This window comes from Spirosoma arboris, assembly GCF_009754945.1.
In the GTDB taxonomy this organism is placed as follows: Bacteria; Bacteroidota; Bacteroidia; order Cytophagales; family Spirosomataceae; genus Spirosoma; species Spirosoma arboris.
Window position 1 is genome coordinate 287,866 of the sequence record NZ_WPIN01000001.1, and the last position, 18,299, is coordinate 306,164.

At 47.9% G+C, this 18,299-nt stretch carries 12 protein-coding genes; 5 read left to right on the top strand and 7 right to left on the bottom strand.

The features are described 5' to 3' along the window. Positions 1-13: 13 nt before the first annotated feature. On the bottom strand, positions 14-1,165 hold the full coding sequence (locus GO755_RS01215; protein WP_157582745.1) for an FAD-dependent monooxygenase: 1,152 nt from the start codon (positions 1,163-1,165) through the stop codon (positions 14-16). 179 nt (positions 1,166-1,344) lie between these two features. Here GO755_RS01215 and fdhD point away from each other — a divergent pair, with 179 nt between their 5' ends. Continuing rightward, entirely contained in the window at positions 1,345-2,190 is an 846-nt protein-coding gene (fdhD, locus tag GO755_RS01220) for a formate dehydrogenase accessory sulfurtransferase FdhD (protein WP_157583281.1), read from the top strand. Here fdhD and GO755_RS01225 read toward each other — a convergent pair. Then, complete coding sequence (locus tag GO755_RS01225; RefSeq protein ID WP_157582746.1) at positions 2,141-3,064, bottom strand: diacylglycerol/lipid kinase family protein; 924 nt, start codon at positions 3,062-3,064, stop codon at positions 2,141-2,143. The genes fdhD and GO755_RS01225 overlap by 50 nt on opposite strands. A gap of 48 nt (positions 3,065-3,112) precedes the next feature. Here GO755_RS01225 and GO755_RS01230 point away from each other — a divergent pair, with 48 nt between their 5' ends. Then, positions 3,113-4,186, top strand: a complete 1,074-nt coding sequence (locus tag GO755_RS01230) for an App1 family protein (RefSeq protein WP_157582747.1) — start codon at positions 3,113-3,115, stop codon at positions 4,184-4,186. A 6-nt stretch (positions 4,187-4,192) separates the two neighbouring features. Beyond that, entirely contained in the window at positions 4,193-6,484 is a 2,292-nt protein-coding gene (locus GO755_RS01235) for an FdhF/YdeP family oxidoreductase (RefSeq protein ID WP_157582748.1), read from the top strand. 108 nt (positions 6,485-6,592) lie between these two features. Here GO755_RS01235 and GO755_RS01240 read toward each other — a convergent pair whose 3' ends face one another. The 3 genes from GO755_RS01240 to GO755_RS01250 form a co-directional block, all read right to left on the bottom strand. Continuing rightward, the gene (locus tag GO755_RS01240) at positions 6,593-6,796 is read right to left on the bottom strand and encodes a cold-shock protein (RefSeq protein ID WP_157582749.1); all 204 of its coding nucleotides are present in this window, start codon (positions 6,794-6,796) and stop codon (positions 6,593-6,595) included. 107 nt (positions 6,797-6,903) lie between these two features. Then, positions 6,904-8,559, bottom strand: coding sequence for a serine hydrolase domain-containing protein (locus tag GO755_RS01245; protein ID WP_157582750.1), 1,656 nt, complete (start codon positions 8,557-8,559; stop codon positions 6,904-6,906). Positions 8,560-8,725: 166 nt separating this feature from the next. Beyond that, positions 8,726-9,871 carry a helix-turn-helix domain-containing protein gene (locus tag GO755_RS01250; RefSeq protein WP_157582751.1) on the bottom strand — a complete coding sequence of 382 codons (1,146 nt, stop codon included), beginning with the start codon at positions 9,869-9,871 and terminating at the stop codon, positions 8,726-8,728. Between the two features lie 219 nt (positions 9,872-10,090). Between GO755_RS01250 and GO755_RS01255 the strand changes: the two genes are divergently transcribed. Both GO755_RS01255 and GO755_RS01260 read left to right on the top strand, forming a co-directional pair. Next, a complete protein-coding gene (locus GO755_RS01255) occupies positions 10,091-11,314 on the top strand; it encodes a DegT/DnrJ/EryC1/StrS family aminotransferase (protein ID WP_157582752.1) in 1,224 nt (407 codons plus the stop codon). Between the two features lie 126 nt (positions 11,315-11,440). Beyond that, positions 11,441-13,798, top strand: a complete 2,358-nt coding sequence (locus GO755_RS01260; protein WP_157582753.1) for a hypothetical protein — start codon at positions 11,441-11,443, stop codon at positions 13,796-13,798. 217 nt (positions 13,799-14,015) lie between these two features. Here GO755_RS01260 and GO755_RS01265 read toward each other — a convergent pair whose 3' ends face one another. Both GO755_RS01265 and GO755_RS01270 read right to left on the bottom strand, forming a co-directional pair. After that, the gene (locus GO755_RS01265) at positions 14,016-15,452 is read right to left on the bottom strand and encodes an FAD-dependent oxidoreductase (protein WP_157582754.1); all 1,437 of its coding nucleotides are present in this window, start codon (positions 15,450-15,452) and stop codon (positions 14,016-14,018) included. A 46-nt stretch (positions 15,453-15,498) separates the two neighbouring features. After that, positions 15,499-18,273 (bottom strand): carboxypeptidase-like regulatory domain-containing protein, encoded by a 2,775-nt coding sequence (locus tag GO755_RS01270; protein WP_157582755.1) that lies wholly within the window; start codon positions 18,271-18,273, stop codon positions 15,499-15,501. Positions 18,274-18,299: the final 26 nt, after the last annotated feature.

An 18,299-nucleotide genomic window follows, 5' to 3' on the forward strand; every position in this document is an offset into this window, starting at 1 on the left:
AACGTTTGTAAACTTAAAAATCTACCTGGTATAACATTTCCAACTGTCGTTCATTAACACTGGCCGGTAATAGCCGGAACAGACCATTGCGTAGTGTTGTCAGCCATCGATTTTCCAATTGGGCAACAGCACCAATGCGCCGGGATGTTTCAATAATTGTTTGGGTGCGTTTTAGACGCCGTTGCTCAAACCGCTGGAATGCAGCTGGTATAGCACCACCCCGAGCAAGTTCATCGGCCAGTACAACAGCGTCTTCAATAGCCTGACAGGCACCCTGCCCCATATTAGGCGTAGTGGCGTGGGCAGCATCGCCCAGCAGAACAACGTTGTCGAATGCATAGCGTTCCAGCGGTTTCAGATCGCAGATGTCGCTCCAGATTAGTGCGTTGTCTGGCGTACGTGAAAGAACATCCCGGATTGGCGAAGCGTAACCGGCGAATTGCCGGAGTAGATCGTCGGGCGTAAGCTGGCGCATTCGGGCGTCGTTGGCGGGAGCGGTTAAGGTGGCAAACCAGTATAACTGCTTGTTAGCCAACGGGACTAAGCCAAATCGGCCATTTGGTCCCCAGGTTTCAGAGGCTTCTGACAGATTTAGGTCCGTAGCGTCGACTACCGCCCGCCAACAGGTATAGCCTGCGTAACGAGGCTTCGATTCGGGTAACAATTGCTTCCGAATAGGCGAATGGATACCATCAGCTACCAGTAAATAGTCGGTTTCGTGTGTGGTGCCATCATCGAATTGAACGGAAATCGTATCGGCCTGTTGATACATCCCTATACCGCGCTTACCGGTTCGGACGACTCCGTTGCCAAGTTGACTCAAGAGTACCTGATGCAAAGCGGCCCGGTGAATACTAAAGTTGTCAAGACCGTATTTCTGGCTAACGGCGCGGCTGTCGGTACGGGTAATAACGAATCCGTGTTGGTCGTAAATGGTAAACGCATCTAGAAGCCTGCCTGCCTGAATCACGTCATCGGCAATGCCTAGTCGCTGAAACGCTTTAATCGCATTGGCAGCAAGGGCTAAGCCTGCTCCTAATGGTTTGATGGTTGGGGCAGCCTCAAAAACGGTAGCCTGAATGCCGATTTTTTGTAACGCAAGGGCAGTTGTCAGCCCTACGATACCTCCTCCAAGGATAGTGAATGATGGGGATTGATTACTCATAACTGATAAAATTCCTGTTATCGCCTGATCGATGAGCTAAGGTGGTCGATAATGAAATGGCTATCAACGAAAAACAAGCTGAACCTGCATGCATACGTGTTGAAGTGCTTCATAACTACAATAGAATGGCGGATAACTTTCTGCTTCTACTGCTTGTTCTTCCGAAAACCTGTATCGCTATGTCGCTCGTTGCCCCTACAGTCATTCAAAAAGTATCCGGTGAAACCCTGACCGAAGTTCCTGATTTACTCGCCGTTGAGGAACCCCTCGAAATTCGGCTGGGCTTTGGACCAATCGACAATCGTCAGCAGAAACCAGTATCGGTTACGATGCGGACACCCGGCAATGATGAAGAATTGGCGATGGGTTTTCTGTTTACCGAAGGTATCATTCACCAGCCTGCCGACATCATTTCGTGCCGACACTGCGTGCAGGATGCAGAAAAAGAAGGGAATGTGCTACGGGTCGAGCTAAAACCTGATGTCGTTGTTGATTGGTCTCGACTGGAACGAAACACCTTTACGTCGTCGAGTTGTGGATTGTGTGGCAAAGCGACAATCGAGGCTGTCAGAGCGCTTACGCCTGGCCCACTTGCGTCTGATTTCACTGTTGAAGTATCAATACTTCATTCGCTATCCGAACGGGTTCGCGAAACGCAACTGGCTTTTGCTTACACGGGAGGTATCCATGCGGCTGCGTTGTTCGATGCCAACGGAAAGCTCCTGCTGGTGCGCGAAGACATCGGCCGACACAATGCGTTGGATAAACTCATTGGGGCTGCTTTCTGGCAAAATTGGTTGCCGCTCAGTCAGTTCGGAATTTTCCTGAGCGGTCGAATTGGGGTTGAACTTGTACAGAAAAGCTGGATGGCGGGTGTGCCCTTGCTCGCTGCTGTGGGCGCACCGTCGAGTCTGGCTGTACAAATGGCACGAGAAGCCCAACTAACACTGGCCGGATTTGTCCGGAATGACCGGTTCAACCTATATAGCGAGCCAGCGCGGGTTCGGATAACTCAGCTGGCTTAGGCGTTGTAGGTTCAGGTACACGTATTGTGAGCGCTCCCGGTCGAATGTTGGCCTTTAGCGTAGTAATTTGTCCCCGGTATTCGCCATCGACCTGAAAATAGGCTTTTCGATGCGTTTCGATACTGACTGATGTAGCCGGAATAATCTCAATTTTCTTCGGATCGAAGGGTTGGAATCGCCAGAATAACTTCAGGATTTCGCCGATTGACAGGCGACGAAAAATAATAACTTCAAACTTCCCGTCCGACACGTCGCCATCGGGATTGATGACCGCCCCAGTGCCGTACATCCGGGCATTGGCCAGCACAATCATAAATGCCGCCCGATGGATGCACTCATCACCAACGGTAATGGATACCTTCATCAGTCGGTGTTTGTGCAATACTTTTATCACACCCCGTAAATAGCCGAGTTTGCCGCGAAGATTATTTCGCTGATAATATTTCACGAGCTGAGCATTCAGACCAATGTCGCTCAGGTGCAGGCAGCTTTCTCCGTCATTAACTGAGACCACGTCTACACGTTTTGAGATACCATTGACCAACGTGTCCAGACTACCGTGCACATCCGTGTGAATGCCCAGTTCGCGGGCCATTCCATTGGCCGAACCTACGGGCAAAATACCCAGCAAAATAGACGTGTTGAGCAGGTGCTCGGCTACCAACTTAATCGTGCCATCACCCCCGGCAGCAACAACGCAGTCGGGTTTATGTTGTTCGATCTGTTGAGGTATCGTTTCGTTATCGGTTTTACCGTCGAGGTAAAATTGGTGCACCGTATGCGGAGAGTCAGCGAAGTAGGTTTGGATACCGTTTTCCCAAACGGTTTTGTCCGTCCCGCCGGAGACCGGATTAATTGCGAATAAAAAGGTCAACTTATAAGCGTTTTAAAAGTTATAAAAGATGAGCACCGCCTGAACACCATGGAGACTTTGCAACTGCCTTTTATTCATAAACAAAAAAAAAGCCTGAAGGATAGAATAAAATATCATTTCTTATCCTGGCTCCACCTGACAAACGAGCCTGTTCTGAAGGTTTATCGGGGTTTTGGGAATGAATCTACGCTTATTATTCATGGGAGTATGTTCCGACGGAGTGCCTTGTCCCGCAAAAAATACCGACCCAGCATCTGGTTGAATTTCTTTGGATTGATTCGTCTGTTTTTAGTACGACCGTACCCACATGCGACGATTCGGGTGTATGCAGGCGGACAAATAGCCGAGACCCAGACGGATCTGGATGGTTATTTTCGAGTAGAGGTTTCGATTGCACAACCCCTGCTGCCTGGTTGGCATGTCGTTCGGGCACAATGCATAGCAAAAGAAGGCAGGTCAGAAACCGTATTGGCAGAGGGCGAAGGAACGGTTTTACTACCTCATTCAGCCGCTTTTGCCTGTATTTCAGATATTGACGATACATTTCTGGTTTCGCATTCGGCGGCACTATTCAAACGCCTGAAAGTCTTAATCACCCGAAATGCCCATACCCGTCAGCCGTTTGAGGGCGTTGTTGAGCACTATAAAATGCTGGCCGAAGCCAATCGGACGGATGGCGCAACAAATCCGTTTTTCTACGTGTCGAGCAGCGAATGGAATCTGTACGACTATATTCTGGAATTTTCGAAAAAGAATGGGTTGCCAGAAGGAGTTTACCTGCTAAGTCCCTTGAAACAACTGGCCGAAGTACTAAAAACGGGGCAGGGTAAACACATGACAAAGTTTATGCGTATTGTTCGTATTCTGGAAGCGTATCCAGACCAGCATTTTATTTTGTTGGGCGATGATACGCAGGAAGATCCCACAATTTATGCGTCGGTGGTCAAGCACTTTCAGTCCCGTATTCGTTGTATCTATATTCGGCAGGTTCATCAAAAAAATCAGCCGAAAACCCGTGAAATTCTGAGTCAGATTGAAGCAATGGGTGTTCCCTGTTGCTACTTTGCACACAGCGCCGAGGCTCGCCGGCATTCAGTAGAAAGTGGATTAACCGCATTATAGATTGGTATGGAACAAAATACGCCCCCCGAAGAACTGACCGGCGAATTGGAAGTCGGAAAACCCTATACCGAGGCTGCTGGTGTGGAAGCCATTGTAAAATCGCTGGAGCATATTCGCAATGGAACGGGTCTGATTCGCGGGTTAAAAGTGCTGGCCGATCTGAACCAGAAAGATGGTTTCGATTGCCCATCCTGCGCCTGGCCCGACCCCGATGGTCATCGGTCTAAATTGGGCGAATATTGCGAAAGTGGAGCCAAGGCGGTGGCGGACGAAATCATGACGAAACACTCGGCTTCGCCGGTATTGTTTCAGCGGTATTCGGTGGCAGAGTTGCTTCAGAAGAGCGATTTATGGCTTGGTCAACAAGGGCGATTGACACAGCCCATGCTCTTAAAACCCGGCGCTACGCACTACGAACCGATTGAGTGGGCAGAGGCTATACAGCTCATTGCCAATCAACTCAATGCACTCGAATCGCCCGACGAAGCTATCTTTTATACATCAGGTCGGACGAGTAATGAGGCCGCTTTTCTGTATCAATTATTCGTCAGAATGTTTGGCACGAACAACATGCCCGACTGCTCGAATATGTGCCACGAATCGACCAGCGTCGCCCTGGCTGATTCGCTTGGGCTGGGAAAGGCATCGGTCAAATATGATGATTACGAAAAGGCCGATGTTATCATGATTATGGGTCAGAACCCTGGCACTAACGCGCCCCGAATGCTAACGCCACTGGAACAGGCCAAGCGTAACGGTGCTAAAATCATAGCGGTCAACCCATTACACGAAGCTGGTCTATTGTCGTTCAAGTATCCGCAAAGTGTTCGTGATGTGGTTCTGGGCGGTCAGAAACTCACGGATTTGTTTTTGCAGGTTCCCATCAACTCTGACCTTGCCCTGATGAAAGCAATGTGCAAACTATTGCTGGACGAAGAGAAAAAGAGTCCGGGGAAAGTACTCGATCAACAGTTTATTAAGCAATACACGTCTGGCTACGAAGCATTTGTCAAAAGCCTCGATCAGTTTGAGTTGAGTGATCTGGCAGCTCAATGTGGTCAGACAATTGCCCAGATTCAGGAAGCGGTCGATTTGTTCAAATACACGCCCAAGCTGATAATCTGTTGGGCAATGGGGCTAACCCAGCATCGCAACGCTGTTGAGACGATTAATGAAGTCATTAACCTGCTCTTACTGAAAGGCAGTATTGGCATCGAAGGAGGAGGAGCAAGTCCCATTCGCGGCCACAGCAATGTGCAGGGCGACCGTACTATGGGAATCTGGGAAAAGCCCAAACCCGAATTCCTCGACGCCCTGAAGAAGGTTTTTAAGTTTGAGCCACCTCGTGAAAATGGCTACGATACCGTTGCGGCTGTCAAGGCCATGCATGAAGGAAAAGCCAAAGTGTTCTTTGGCCTGGGCGGTAACTTCGCAATGGCCGTTTCTGATACGAACTATACGGCTGAAGCCCTGAAAACGTGTAAGCTAACGGTTCACGTTTCCACTAAACTGAACCGAAGCCACCTTATTCACGGCGAAACAGCGCTCATTCTTCCCTGCCTTGGTCGCACCGATCACGACATGCAAGCTACTGGTGAGCAGTTTGTTAGCTGCGAAAGTACAACGGGTGTAGTCGCCCAGTCGCACGGAGTGGTTGATCCTTCATCGCCCTACCTGAAAAGTGAAGTGGCCATTATTGGCGAGCTGGCTAAAGCAACTCTCAATGGTAAATCAACGATCGATTGGGACTCACTCATCGCCAATTATGACCGCATTCGCGACCTGATCGAGCAGGTTGTTCCCGGTTTTGACAATTACAACGCCAGAGTGCGGATACCGGGCGGATTTTACATCCCGAATGGACCTCGCGTTCGAGAGTTCAAAACGAAGGATGGCAAAGCACATTTTACAATTAATACGCCTATCCACCACGACCTGCAACCCGGCGAGTTGCTGCTGATGACTGTTCGTAGCCACGACCAGTTCAATACAACTGTGTATGGGAACGATGATCGATATCGGGGTATTTACAATGAACGACGCGTCGTATTCATGCACCCCGATGATATAGCCAATCGAGGATTGCACGAAAAACAGGTCGTGGATTTGCACAGTAACTACGATGGTACACAACGAACAGCGCATCGATTTGTCGTGATTCCATATAGCATTCCGCGTGGTTGTGCAGCCGCTTATTTCCCCGAAACAAACGTGCTGGTACCCATCGACTCCAAAGCTGATAAGAGCAACACACCCACCTCGAAGTCGATCATTGTTACGGTGACGCCAGAGGGGTGATAGCACGAACGTAGATGTTCGCGCTATCTGTGCCGAAAAAAAAGCGCTTCAAAAACAAAACTTTAGTTGTTTTTGAAGCGCCATCAAGGAGAAAAGAGTTCTAGTAAACTAAGCTTGCACTATGTTTTCAGCTTGTGGGCCTTTTGGGCCCTGTGTGACGTCAAAACTCACACGTTGGCCTTCCGTAAGTTCATGAAATCCTTGTACAGCGATATTGGAATAGTGGGCGAATACATCAGGGCCGCCACCATCTTGTTCGATAAAACCAAATCCTTTCTCGGAGTTAAACCATTTAACAGTACCTAATGCCATTTTAAAGATAATTTAGTGAGTGTAGGTGGGCGCTAAACGACCGTTTAGCTAATCAGGCAAATGTATAGAATATACTTTGTAACATAGATAGTATATTAGTTATTCACTCAATGAATCACCGCTGGCAGAATATATTGTTCCATCATTTTGTCTACCTGCCGATGGGCATAGGCCGTGTTATAAGCCGTAGCCGTAACGACAACAACCAGCGGCTGGTCTTTGAAAACGAAGATCTTATTGCCTCCATTTCCTGAGCAGTAATAGGTTTCATAGGCTTTTCCATTCACCGTGTACGTCTTGTTCCAGAACAGATAGCCATAGAATTCACCCTTCCGGTCGGGGATTATTTTGTGATGGGTGAATGTTTGATTTACCCAGGTTGCCGGGATAATCTGTTTCCCGTTCCATTGACCATTGTTTTTATATAATTGCCCGTATTTGGCAAAATCCAGTGCATTCATTCGAATACCGCCTGCCGTGTTGACTACGTGCTGAGGAGTGTACTGCCATTGGTACTTGCTAATACCTAGCGGTTTAAATAGTTTCTGTTCTGCGTACTGTTCAAGCTTGCCGGGAACAACCTGATTCAGTACATCGCCTAGTAAGACAACCCCAGCTGTAAAGTAATGCCACTCGTGGTTGAATTTGGCGGGCTCAACTGGCAGATCGAGGGCAAACTTTATCCAGTTTGGAGTGGGATACATATTCTCCTCGTTGCCCGGTGAATCGCTATCATTATCATTACCGTCGAAGGCCGAACTCATGGTCAATAACTCGTTCAGCGTGGTATTCGCCTTGGCTGGGGAGTAATTCGCAAAGCTTTTTAAGTCGTAAAAATTGGCCAGCGTCTGGCTTTCACTTTTCAAATAACCTTCCTGTTTCGCAATCCCTGTTAAGGTAGAAGCAAACGTTTTTCCCACGGAACGGACATCGTGCAGAGAGTCTCGGGTGGCGCCGTTAAAATATTCCTCCAGCAGGATCTTGCCATTTTTAAGGACTACTACACTCGTAATATGTCTGAAAACATCCGCATCGATATTCCCTTTCAATTCCTTGATCTTGTTGATATCAAAATGTTCCGATGAAGTCGCAAGCCCATTGTACGGTTTAGGTTCTGTTAGCCGAACGGTGGCTAAGTCAATGACTGGCTTACGTTTCACCAATAGTTTTAACTGGCCTGTCGCAATCAAATTTCCCACGACCAATTCGGGTTTGTTGAGGTAGGGTTTGATTTCGAATTTGAACACGTGTGGTCCTTCGCTTAAAGCGCCATCGCCCCCATTATTCATAAACCGATTCCAGGCCGACTGGCTCCACCAGGCACCTTCCCGCTGGTTGTTAATTAAGGGTTTGCTGATGAGTGTTTCTGTATTCTTGATTTGAGGATACGGAGCGCCTGGATGCAGATTGCTTTGGTAAATAAGCCGATCATCGACGTAAAAATTAAACTGATAACCTCCCGTTTTTGTCAGCAACTCTGCCGATAGCTCAGGCGCTAACTGGTGCAGATAATTGGTGAGTGAATTGCCCATAAAGACCGTTATGAACAAATTGCTTTTGTTCGTCAGTTCATACGTGCTCAGGAAGTCGGTTGCCTGTAGATTGGCCGCCGGGATGTCTTTATCTGTAAAGATGATTTTGCCAATGTTGGCCTGATGAATGGCAGACGTAATGCCTTGCGTCTTGACCAGATCGGGCGATTGCCCGTACAGGTTGCTGGCAATGAAAAGACTTACTAATACGAGTACTAAGTGAATGCGCATGGGATATGAAAAGTAGATTGATACGTTAGTCAAAGCTAGGCGGAGCTGATGAGCGCGTGGGATAAATGGGTTGAACTGATCGAAAAATGGGACCGGATGGCGCGAACGTCTTCGCTCGTGCTATCATCACAAAGAGACGGGAAAATGACTAATCGAGCGTGCCGAATTATAAGTTGGGCGCTCTTTTTAGGTTGATTTTGTAGTTGGCCGGGTTTTGACCCGTCAGCTGCTTAAACGTACGGTTAAACGTCGTCTTCGAATTAAAGCCCGAATCGTAGGCAATGCCCAGCAACGTAATTCGGTCATATTGTGGGTCCTGCATTTTACGGATGACTTCCTGAATCCGGTACTCATTGATCAGATCATTGAAATTCTTGCCGGTGCCCAGATTAATAATTCGGGATAACTCGTTCGGGTGCATATCCAGAACGTCGGCCAATGAGCGAAGGGTTAAGCCAGCATCCAGATAAAATAGGTTCGTTTCCAGTTGATGGCGTAACCACACACCCGACTCCAGCAACTCGGGCGTGGGTATTTCTGGTTGAGTGCTTGGCGACTTTGTTTTCTCGACTTCCACGATGACCAGCTCTGGTCGCAGGAAAGATTCTGCTCCAATCCAGATGGTCATAAAGGCCAGAAGCAGGTAAAGTGGATAATAACTGGCGATGCCTAACTGATAGTTGTAGACAACATAATCGATCAGGACATAGGGAATCCAGGCGAGCCAAAGTAACCCGAACAGTATCAATAGACGCTGTAACCACTTCGACTGATACGTATAGCTGTCACTGAGTTGGTCGGTCAATTCCCGATCAACTGCGCGAAGTCGTTTTAGCGCAAAAAAGAGGTAAATCGATATAGAGCAGATCGCCAACAGTTGAAGAACGGGGTTGACAAGCTGAAAGATAGTCGTGTCGTATGTGGGAATTTGATGCTTCTGACTTTCCCGAACTTGTAAAAACTGGACGCTCTGTTCCAGCAAAAACGGACTGAAATGGATAAGATCGTTTGCGCTGAAACGAAGTTCTGGTTGCGTCAGCTTGCGTACATAGCAATAAAGCAGCGGGCCAATTGTCAGTGAATATTGTAGCGGAATCCAACTCCAGCGAGGGTAGTATTTGCCCAGGTTAATATCGATAGCCAGAACCCAGATTATCCACAGAACGATAGTAAACAGAACCAGCCCCAGAAACCGGTTAGCCGACTGATTAATACGTTTGGTGAGTAATAACAAAAAACCGAATGTAGTGCCAATGAATATGGCTGCCAGGAAAAGCAAGTCATAGCCGTTAAGACCAAATTCAAGTTTCATGATACAAAGTAGGCAATTTTTTTCTGACAGGATTTACAGGATTCACAAGATTGAGGAGTAAGCGGAAAATCTTGTGAATCCTGTAAATCCTGTCAGAAAAACACGTCTATAGTTAGCGAACAATAGCCTGAAATCGACTCATCGGCGTATTATGTCAGAGTTAAGCAAATGTGTCCTTCCAAACTGCCTGACGAGTAGTCGGCGACAAGTTTATTGGTAATGATTGATACTGAGACGGGGCAATTAGCCATAAAAGGCGGGCCAAAATCGGTTACGAAAACCTTCCCCTGGCCCATCTACGACGAAACGGAAGTGCAGGCGGTGGCCAACGTGGTGCGAAGCGGACAATGGGGAAATCCCGACTGTGCCGATGAGGTCGCCCGTTTTGAGCAGGCGTTTGCGGCTTACTGTGGTAGCAAATACGCCGTAACCTGCGTAAACGGTTCAGTATCGCTGCGGCTGGCTTTGATTGCCTGTGGATTACGACCCGGTGATGAAGTTATTGTGCCGCCCTATACGTTCATTGCAACGGCTTCGGTAGTTCTGGAAATAAACTGCGTCCCCGTCTTCGTCGATATTGATCCGCAAACCTATAACCTCGATCCTGCTTGCATTGAGGCTGCTATTACGGAGAAAACTAAAGCTATTGTTCCCGTTCATTTTGCCGGTTTACCCTGCGATATGGATGCGATTCTGGACATTGCGCAGCGGCACAATTTGCGGGTCATTGAAGATGCGGCTCACGCACATGGAGCCGAATACAAAGGTCGTAAACTCGGTTCCATTGGCGATGCGGGCAGCTTCAGTTTCCAGTCGTCCAAAAACCTGACCAGTGGCGAAGGGGGTATTGTGATTACCAACGATGATGCGCTTTATGAAACGATGAACTCGTTGCGAAATGTGGGCCGGTTGCCCAGTGGTCAATGGTATGATCATTTCAACCCCGGCTGCAATTACCGTATTACCCAACTTCAGGCTGTTTTACTCTCCGAGCAATTAAAACGGCTGGATGAGCAGACGATTACGCGCAACGAAAATGGTCTTTACCTGGATAGTTTACTAGCCGATATTGACGGCATTACGCCCCTGAGTCGGGGAGAGGTAGCCATTCTACATTGCTATCATCTCTATATTTTCAAGTACGACAAAACTAAGTTTGGGCAGGTACCGAAGCACGAATTTGTTGCCATGCTGGCGGCCGAAGGGGTTCCCTGTTCGGCGGGTTATCCGCATCCGTTGTATAAACAGCCGGTGTTTCAGCAAAAGAATTTTATGTGCTACGCCATTCCCGAGTCGGTCGATTACACGCAGGTATATTGCCCTGAAGCTGAGCGAGCCTGCGCCGACGAAGCGGTATGGATTTTTCAGCAAGCTATGCTGGGTACGCAAGGCGATATGGAGTCATTTGCCCAGGCGATTCGAAAAATCCAGTTGGCCCTGTGAGTACACATTTTGTACCCACGGGTTTCAGCCCGTGTATCATGAAAATTCAATTTAAACACGGGCTGAAACCCGTGGGTACAATTAAAAAATAAAGCCTTTAACAACTCCTTCCTCTTTTCTAACTCTATGAATTTGTACAGTTCTATTAGGTGGATAATCAGTAGCCTTGCCTTGTTTTTGGTGGTAAGTTGCGGCCAGTTAGTGGCACAGACGGTTAGTCTTAAACAGGCCGTGCTACTGGTTTCCCCATCTATTTCATCGCCTATGCGGGAAACGGCTCCCAGAGTGCTGAGTGAAGAGATTGAGAAACGGACGGGCGTTTTGCTGAAAACGACACCGAACTGGCCAAAAAGTGGATCAACCCGTATCGCCTTTGTTCTGGCAGGTGACAAAGAATTACAGGGTGTTGCTGTGCCTGTAAATGCAGCTACCGAGCGCCCAGAGCTAAAGCCAGAGGGCTACCGAATCGTTAGTGAAACGACCGCAACCGGCACAACACTCTGGATTATTGGGGCCGATAGTCGAGGAATTTTGTTTGGAACCGGTTGGGTGCTACGAAACCTGAAAATGGATCGTAAGCTACTCGAATTGCCTGGTCCGGTCAATCTGGCTACGGCACCTGCTTATCCTATTCGCGGCCATCAGTTAGGCTATCGTCATACGGCAAACTCCTACGATGCCTGGACGGTGGCTCAGTTTGAGCAATACATCCGTGATCTGGCCATTTTTGGTACGAACGCCGTTGAAGGAATTCCCTTTCATGAGGATGAAAAGCCCAGCCCGCATTTTAAGATACCAGCAGCCGAAATGCGGATCAAAATAAGCGAAATCTGCAAGGCGTACGATATGGATTACTGGGTATGGACACCGGCAACAATCGAACTTACTGACGCTAAAAAACGACAGGCCGAGCTTGATCAACACGAGGCTTTCTACCGTGCCTGCCCTCGTCTCGACCATATCTTTTTTCCGGGAGGAGATCCCGGCGATAATCATCCCAAAGAGGTCATGCCTTTTTTGAAGGATCTACACACGTTGTTGATGAAATACCATCCAAAGGCTAAAGTGTGGCTTTCATTGCAGGGGTTCAATGTGGAACAGGTCAATTATTTCTACGATTATCTCGCTCAAAACAAACCTGATTGGTTGCAGGGACTGGTCTATGGACCGGGCAGTCCTCCGCTTGCCGAAACCCGATATCGCCTGCCCAAACAGTATCAGCTCCGGCAGTATCCGGATATTACGCATACCGTTCGGTGTGAATTTCCGGTAGAACACTGGGATCAGGCTTTCGCCCTAACTTTAGGACGAGAAGCGTCTAACCCGCGCCCTTATTTCTACGCGCGGGCTCAGGCAGCCGCAGCTCCGTTCACGGATGGCTTTGTTTCCTATTCCGACGGTTGCCATGATGATATCAATAAAGTCCTGTGGAGTATGCGAGGCTGGGACCCTGAGATGAGCGTTCACCAGATTTTGAACGAATACAGTCGCTTTTTCTTTGGCTGGCCATTGACAGAATCTGTCGCTAGTGGCATTGAAGCTTTAGAAAAAAACTGGGATGGGCCACTTGCCCAAAATGGAGGTATTGAGGCTACGTTTTCGTTCTGGAAAACGCTGGAAATAGCTAATCCGACTTTAGCTACTAACTGGCGCTGGCAACTCTTACTCCTTCGGGCTTACTATGACACCTATACGCGTCGTCGGTTGCTTTACGAACAAGGGCTCGAGGCAAAAGCCGATGTTATCTTAACGCAGGAAGCCAGTTCTGATCTTGACAAGGCAATGAGTCAGGCATTGACCATCATCAATAAAGCTGATACGGAGCCGGTGGCACCCGAACTGAAAGCGAAAATTGTGTCATTATGTGCTGATTTGTTTAGTTCTATTGGTCTGCAAACCAGCATGAAGCAATACAAAGCGCGCGGCTATGAACGGGGTTGTGTGCTGGATTTTGTCGATTATCCGCTCAATAACCGTTGGTGGCTGGCTGATGAGTTTGAGAAAGTGAAAACGCTGAAAACGAAAGAAGAGAAACAGAAACGCCTGCAAGAAATTAGTGCCTGGGAAATGCCCGGCAAAGGTAGTTACTACGACGATGTGTCGAGCGTAAGCAAAGGTCCCCGTGTAAAAACCATCTCCGATGATGCCACCGATATTGCCTGGTGGAAAGATGGGTTTAGTCGGACGCGTCTTTCTTCGCAAACGTTTCAGCGAAGCCCGGTTCTGGATTATGATAACCTGGACCCCAACGCAGAGTATATTATTCGGGTAGTTGGATTTGGCGAAGCCTTGCTCCGTGTTGATGGAAAACGACTGAGTCCATTAGTGTATAACCGGGAGGCTGACACGGTGAAAGAATGGATTGTGCCGATGTCAGCTACGCAGGACGGCCACATCAACGTTACCTTTGATGAGCCCGAAGAATCGCACCTGAACTGGCGACAAAACTCCCGGATTTCTGATATCTGGCTGTTGAAGAAATAAGCGTAGCGCGGGTGGAAATCCGCGCTACGTCCGTTCCCTGTTCTCCCCGTTCTCGCTTGGCTTCGCCGAGTGAGAACTATTAGTTCAAGGGCCTCTGGCCCGTTTTGAACATTATTCCTCATCACACCAGCCAGAGGCCGTTAAAACAATAGTCCTCACTCGGCGAAGCCAAGCGAGAACGGGAACGGGGGGAACAGGGTGCTTAAAGGACTCGCCCTTAAACCATTTTCTGGCTCAGATAGGCTTTAACGGCAAAGCTGGCTACAACTCCTTCGCCCGTTGCTGCGGCTACTTGTGCAATAGCACCTAATCGGCAGTCACCAGCGGCCAGGATGCCGGGGACCGATGTTTCAACCGATCCAGGTCGGGTGCAGATAAAGCCCTGCTCGTTGAGGTCAAGCGTCTTGGCCAGAAACTTGGTGTTAGGAATAAGACCAACAAACAGAAAGACACCATCAGCCTCAATTTCCTGAACCTCGCCCGTGGCATTATCAGTCACCTGCAAAGCCCTAAACGTTCCCTGGTCGTTACTGAGAAAAGCGGTAGGTGTTTGGTTCATGTAGACCGCCACGTTGGTAAACTCGGCTAATTTATCCGTATACGTTTGAGTGGCACTGAAGGTTGGCTTATAGTGAACAAACGTCACTTTCCGGCAAAAACGGGCCAGAAACATGCCTTCCTCCAGTGCACTGTTACCCCCACCGATAACGATGACCTCCCGGTCCCGATAGAAGGCCCCGTCGCAGGTGGCGCAAAAATGAATTCCGGCGCCTAGTAAGTCCGCTTCCCCTGGAATATTGAGCCGCTTATAGGTTGACCCAACCGCTACCACAACAGAGCGGGCCGTAAGATCACCCAGGTTAGTTTCGAGATGAAAAATCTGGTTTTCAAAACTGATTTTGCGAACATCGACCCCCAGTCTGATTTCTGACCCGTAAATCCGGGCTTGATCCGCCATTTTGTTCATCAACTCCTTGCCGCTGATATCGATAAAGCCAGGGTAGTTTTCAATTTTTTCGGTTAACGAGGCATTACCACCAATGAGTTTTTTTTCCAGAACGATGGATGAAAACTTATCCCGTTGTACATAAATAGCCGTGGTTAGTCCGGCGGCACCACCCCCAATAATGGCTACGTCATAGAGGTGAGTCTCGGCTTCCTGCGTTATGCCAATCAGGTCTTTTAACGCTCTATTGTCTGGGTTGGCATAGGCTTGTTCATTGATAAAAATGGTGGGAATAATTCGTTTTCCGTGGTTTACGGTTTCCAGAACAGGTATGGCCCATCTGTGTATATCAATATTGATGTACTGAAAATTAATCCCATTATCGCTCAGATACGCTTTTGCCCGATGACAATCTGGACACCAATCGGCCCCAAACAGACGGATGCGGGGACGGCCATGGTTGAGCCCGAGTAGCGAGTCAATTTGGTCGTTACTCGGATTAACAACTGATGTGTCGTTAATAACCAGTGTGGGGGTAAGCCTTTTCCCATCCTGAATTTCCTCTACCTGCCGGACAGATTGCCGATCAAGGTCAACATTGATATAGGTAAAACTTAGCTTATTATCTTCCAGGTAAGTTTTTACCCGTTGGCTGTCTTCACACCATTCCGCTCCATAGAGGGTTAGTGTTGTCTGATCAAAGCTCATTCGTTTGGGGGAAAGGTTCCGGTAGTTAACCTAAAGATAGCATAGATTATTCCACCACCCTAAGTCTGGCTTCTGTATGAATTGGATTGCCTTTGCTGGTGACGCCTTCTATAATTACGCGATACATACCTGACTGATCGGATGTGAAAAAGGAAAGCCCAACGGGAGTATGGCCAGATGGTAGGGTAATCCGCGGGTTCCAATACAAGGTTGAGCGATAGTCGCTGGTACTGGCGTTAGCTGGAAAACGCTCATAATTAGGGGATTGGAACGGGGATGTTCGGTCAAATCCCCGAACTTTTATAAAGGATAATGGCTTCGAACTGGCCTCTGCTGGTCGTTTGGTAAACACGTTAATTAAGCCCGCCGAGCCACTAGCTCCCTGATTCGAGGTGATCATACCATTCACTTCGATATGGTCGATCAGGGTTGGGCTTAACTGCATTAACCGATCCCCAGCGGTTTCACCAACCACCAGCACATTGTTTATGTACAGATTGGGTTCGTGTGAACTGAGATTGGAACTGCCCGCCTTGTCAGCACCACCCCCATAGGATGGTGTGTGTGAACCGGGATTGGAGCTGCCTGTCAGGTCACGACTTGTTGGAACACTTGCTCTTGCCCAGATTAGAAACCAGTTTGTTTGATCATAAATCAGTTTGAAGGAAGGTAATTTAGCGGCTATGGCATCGGCCACACTGGCATAACTTTCCAGATTCTCACCTTTCAGATAGACATCGGGCTGGGCATACGAATTTTCGTACTGGACTGTTTTCTTGCCCAATACCTTAACTTCCTGAAGCATTTTTGCATTGACCGAATCGGCTGGGGCTAGCCTATGAAGTGTATTGGAAGACACGATATGTAGTGATAAATCCGGTAATTTATCTGGCAGACTGGGAGGTTCTTTTCTGCTTAAACTCACGCTCCCTTCTGCTGGCTGCACAACGAATTTTGTACTGTCGTAAAAAGCAAGATTCGATACTGAAAACTCGCCATTACCAAGCGTTGATGCCTGATAAATATGCCCAAGATTTTCGGGTACGAGAGTCAGGGCTGTCTTTTTACCTTTTCCTTTTTTATCTTTATAAATCCCTGTAATCGTGATGCCTGTTTCTATCGGATAATTGAATCGGGTCAAGGCTTCCTGATCGCGCTCAAAATCGTTGAATTCAGTTTTGATCGTGTTCTGTTCCAGTACCGGGGTGATGGACGACTCATCCAGTACCGAGACGGAAAAACTTCCCTTTAGGGCATCGGTTAACCCGGTTGTATCGAACCTAAGTGTCAGGGTTACCGGGCTTCTTTTTTTATAGACTGGCTTGTCGACGGTAATGGTTAGCAGACTATCTGAAACAGGGGTTGAAGCCGTGTCGCCAATCCGCTCATTAAGGGCCAAAATCGCAATTGGCTTATAGAAAAACTGGCCTATCCCGTAGTTTCTCATCCATTGCGTATAGGCTCTAAGCAGGTACTTCCCCGGTTGAATGGTTGCCGGCAATCGGAAAGAACCGGCAGCCCTTCCACTATCAATCGGGAGAATACGCTGTTGAGTAATGGCTTTATCGGCACTGATCAAGTCGACATACAACACCTTACTGAGCGTATCCCGCAAACCTGGAATTCTGTAATTCATGTAGGCGCTGAACCAGAGTTTATCGCCAGGATAATAATAGGGTTTATCGGTATGTACATACACTTTTTCCTGAAGTCGTCGAGCCGAAAAATTAATGGGGGCCTGTGTCGCGACAGTACTTCCTGTTTTGTAATCGAGTGGTAGCATACCCGATACGCGCCCATCAATCATATTACCGGAAATGGCCACATCGGTCGGATTAAGAATAGTCCCGTCTTTATTGACACGAACCGCCCCGCCCCGCACGTCGAGCCAGCTCACTGGATTACTGATATCCTTATAAAAACTGGCAGTAGTGAATCCATTCGTGTAATGCACTTCCATGCGGTCTTTAATCGCAATGCGATACTCATTTGGGCCAGAGCCTGGCGTGATTAGGGTTGCCGTTTCGTATGGGATAAGATTATATTCAAGCTCTAGGCCGAAGTTTGTGCTACGAGGCTTCCCTTTTACTTTGTCCCGATAGAGCGAAAAGCCTTGTTGACTACTATTGCCATCGAGAATAGCTTTCATCAGGTGTTTGGCTGAACCGAAGTAAGCTTTCTCTCTATTTTTTAGCCAATTGATTGCTTCTGAGGCAACTGAGGGTTCTAATTCGGTGAATCGAACAGTACCGACAATAGAAAATTGCGTGGCGGAATAGCTGCATTTTTTCAGTTGAAAGAAGAGCTTATAACCTAATAGCCGGTTGTCAATCTCTATTGGAAGCGAGGCTTTTGCAGCCATTACTCCATTCTCATCCGTAAAGTCAATAACCCAGGGGTTCAGTATTTTGCATGTTGACGTGTTCCCTAAAAAAACCTTTTCGAATCGTTTGACCTGTTTCTCCCAGGTTTTGTCCCGGCTTGCTTTTACGCTCACTTCTGATACCTGTTGTGTATCTGGACTTAACCGAATGGACAGTGGGCTATTGGTTGATCCGTTTACCGCTACGTTTACTTGCTGAGGAATGTACCCAATGAATGAAAAGACAACTTCGGTAGAACCTATCGGCACGTTCTGTAATGTAAATTCACCCGCGTCATTTGTCGTAACGCCCATGGTTGAGTTATTTACGTAAACGTTGGTAAATGGTAAGGGTTTCAGGGTAATAGCGTCAATAACGCGACCAGAAATTTTACCTGTTTGCGCATATAAACCAGTAAAGGCAGCGGTGAAAAAGATAGCCAGAATGAAGTGCTTCATACGGAGATGAATTAGATCATTTTTTG